This window comes from Intrasporangium chromatireducens Q5-1, from assembly GCF_000576575.1.
Taxonomy (GTDB): Bacteria; Actinomycetota; Actinomycetes; order Actinomycetales; family Dermatophilaceae; genus Intrasporangium_A; species Intrasporangium_A chromatireducens.
This window is the reverse complement of record NZ_AWQS01000340.1, coordinates 1-3,131: the sequence shown is the minus strand read 5'-3', so window position 1 is coordinate 3,131 and position 3,131 is coordinate 1. Positions and strand designations below refer to the sequence as shown.

Below are 3,131 nucleotides of genomic sequence, written 5' to 3'. Positions count from 1 at the left end.
TCGACAGTGCACGAATCCCGATCGAGAGTGCACTTTTTCACCATTCAGGGCACAATTCGGGCGATCGAGGGCAGAATCGGATCTCCGGGGCTGCGGCGTGGCGACTTCGTATCACGTGGCGCGGCCGGAACACTGAGCCGAAGATGACTTAGGCGGCTGGCCCGTTGTGGTACGTGAACCGCCAGAGGAGCCCGGACCCGTGAGGGCCGGGCTCCTGTTCGTCCCCCGTCGTACGGTGGAGCAGTGAGCCAGCAACCGCCCCGGTGGGAGAGCCCGATCGAGCGGGCGATCCGAGAGGCGCAGGAGCGCGGGGACTTCGACGACCTGCCCGGCTCGGGCAAGCCCCTCGACCTGCATGACACGAACGACCCGGACTGGTGGATCAAGCGGTATGCCGCGCGCGAGAACCTCGACCTCGGCGGTGCCCTCCCCGGGGCGCTGGCGCTGCGCAAGGAGGCGGCCGGCTATCCCGAGTCGCTCGCCGACGTGAGCCGCGAGGAGCACGTCCGGGAGATCATCGAGGACTACAACAAGCGGGTCCTCGCCGACCGGCTGCGGCCGGCCGTCGGCAACCTGCCGCCGCTGCTCGCGAAGACGCTCGACGTCGACGAGATGGTGAGCCAGTGGCGCGAGCTGCGAGCGGCCCGGGTGCCGGCGGCGTCGGTGGCGCCCGCCGACACGTCGGCCGAGCAGGACCCACCCCGGAAGTCGTGGTGGCGGCGGCTCTTCTCCGGCGCTTGAGGCAACGCACGGGCGGCCGCACCGGTTGAATGGGGCGAGGGCCTGAACCTCACCGGCGCCTGTCTCGTTCGGTCAGCAGGACGGCGATGAGCGCCGGCCCCCGGATCCGTGAGGGGAGGGCGAGTGGAGCGGCCCCAACGAGAGGCGACGCTGACCGAGTTGGTCGAGGCGCACCAGGGCGAGCTGCGCCGCTTCGTCCTCCGCCTCACCCACGACCCGCAGGCCGCCGAGGACGTCGTGCAGGAGGCACTGCTCCGTGCGTGGCGGGACCCGCACCTGCTCGACCACGGCGGCCCCGGCATGCGGGCGTGGCTCTTCACCGTCGCCCGGCGCCTCGTCGTCGACCGCTGGCGCAGCGCGGCCAGCCGGCACGAGTCGATCGGTGCCGCGTCGGTCGAGCCGGGAGAGGCGGACCGCTCCGCCGAGGTCCTCGACCGGTGGATCGTGCTCGACGCGCTCGGCTCGCTGTCCGTCGAGCACCGCCGGGTGATCGCGGCCGCCTACTACGAGGGCCGCGGCATCGCCGACATCGCCACTGAGCTGCAGATCCCGGAGGGCACCGTGAAGTCGAGGCTGCACTACGGGCTGCGCGCGCTGCGGCTCGTGCTGCAGGAGAAGGGAGTGACCCGGCCATGACGACGCACCGCTATGCGGAGTGGGACGCGGCGTACGTCCTCGGTGCGCTGTCGAGCGCCGACCGCCGCGACTACGAGGACCACCTCGCCGGGTGTGCGCCGTGCCGTGACGCCGTCGCGGAGCTGGCCGGGATGCCGGGCCTGCTCGGTGCGGTCAGTGCGGTCGAGGTCCTCGCCATCGACACCCCTGAGCCCGACGACATCGGTCCGGCGCACCTTGCGGCGGTCCCGTCGACCGGTGCGGTGCCGGAGCCGGGCGTGCCACAGAGTGTGCAGCAGGGCCTGAAGCAGAGCCTGAGGCAGGGCAGCCCCCGCTTCTGGGAGCGGGGCCGCCGGTGGCTGGCCGTCGCCGCGGCCCTCGTCGCGCTCGGCGGCGCCGGCCTTGGTGGCTACGCGCTGTCCGAGTCGCAGCAGCCGACCAGGAGCGTCGTCAGCGGCCCGACCCGGCTCGCCTTCTCTCCCGTGAGCTCCTCGACCATGACCGCCGTGGTCGACGTCGCCCCCGTCGGAGACCGCACCTCGATCAAGGTCGAGTGCCAGTACAGCGCGTACGGCCAGGACCCCTCCAGCTGGGCCGACTACAGCGTCTGGGCCGTCGGCCGCGACGGCAAGGCCGGCCTCGTCACGACGTGGCGGGCCCGGCCGGACCGGGTGATGCGTCCCTCCGGCACCGCTGCCATCCCCGTCTCCCAGCTCGCCGCCATCGAGATCCGCAGCGTCGGCTCGGGCCAGACGGTCATGCGCGCCGCGGTCGGGTGAGGGGCGGACCGCCGGCTCTACCATCAGGAGATGGCACGAGAGTTCGGTGCGAGTGACGACCTCCGGGCGGCGCGCTTCATCGACACCGACCTGACCGGGGCTCAGTTCCGGGAGGCGACCCTCAACGATGCCCGGTTCGTCGGCGTCGTCGCCCACGACATGGAGGTCGACGGGCTGATCAGCAACCTGCGCGTCAACGGTGTCGAGGTCATGCAGTTCGTCGAGGCCGAGCTCGACCGGCGCCATCCCGAGCGGCTCCTGCTCCGCTCGACGGACGTGGCCGGCCTGCGCAAGGCCTGGGAGGCGCTCGCAGACCGGTGGAGCGCGACGACCGACCGGATCGCAGCGCTGTCCGTCGCGGAACAGAACCGCCGCGTCGACGGTGAGTGGTCAGCGGTCGAGACCCTCCGCCACCTCGTCTTCGTCACCGATGCCTGGTTCCGTAGATCCGTGCTCGGTATCGAAAAGCCTTATCACTCCATAGGACTCGCGCCCGGCTTCGTCCGGGGACAACAGGAGATGGGACTCGACCCGGAGGCGAGACCCACCTTGGAGGAGGTGCGCACCATCCGAGCGACGCAGGCCGCCGAGGTCGTCGCCTACCTCAGCGAAGTCCAGGACGACGAGCTCGAGCGGCCCGGAGTGCGGACCGGCGAGCCCGGCTGGCCGCTGGACCCGAGCGACGAGACGATCCTCGGCTGCCTGCAGATCCTGCTCGACGAGGAGTGGGCGCACCACCAGTTCTGCACGCGGGACCTGGCGCAGCTCGGCTGACCGCACTCTCGATCATGCGATCGTGCTCTCGATGGTCAGGATCGTGCTCTCGATGGGTCACTACGGTGGGCCCCATGGACCCGCACCCCATCACCGGCCAGCTCTTCCCCTCGCCGGTGCCGCCCGGGACGGGCTGGCCCGGCGACCCCGCCGACTCGGACACGCCGGTGGCCCACACCGAGCAGGAGGTCAGCCGCCTGGCGAAGGAGGTGAGCGGCATAC

At 71.6% G+C, this 3,131-nt stretch carries 4 protein-coding genes and 1 pseudogene; all 5 read left to right on the top strand.

What is annotated here, in order from left to right; translation table 11 throughout:
* The first annotated feature begins 243 nt into the window (after positions 1 to 243).
* Positions 244 to 741 carry a DnaJ family domain-containing protein gene (locus N864_RS20620; RefSeq protein ID WP_034721803.1) on the top strand — a complete coding sequence of 166 codons (498 nt, stop codon included), beginning with the start codon at positions 244 to 246 and terminating at the stop codon, positions 739 to 741.
* A gap of 123 nt (positions 742 to 864) precedes the next feature.
* Positions 865 to 1,377, top strand: coding sequence for a sigma-70 family RNA polymerase sigma factor (locus tag N864_RS20615; RefSeq protein ID WP_205621022.1), 513 nt, complete (start codon positions 865 to 867; stop codon positions 1,375 to 1,377).
* Positions 1,374 to 2,135: an anti-sigma factor family protein gene (locus N864_RS20610; RefSeq protein WP_034721799.1), complete on the top strand. Its 762-nt coding sequence runs from the start codon at positions 1,374 to 1,376 to the stop codon at positions 2,133 to 2,135. The genes N864_RS20615 and N864_RS20610 overlap by 4 nt, the downstream gene beginning before the upstream one ends.
* A gap of 30 nt (positions 2,136 to 2,165) precedes the next feature.
* Positions 2,166 to 2,909 (top strand): DinB family protein, encoded by a 744-nt coding sequence (locus N864_RS20605; protein ID WP_051518874.1) that lies wholly within the window; start codon positions 2,166 to 2,168, stop codon positions 2,907 to 2,909.
* A gap of 74 nt (positions 2,910 to 2,983) precedes the next feature.
* Positions 2,984 to 3,131 (top strand): annotated as a pseudogene (locus N864_RS26170) (uracil-DNA glycosylase); the annotation flags it as partial.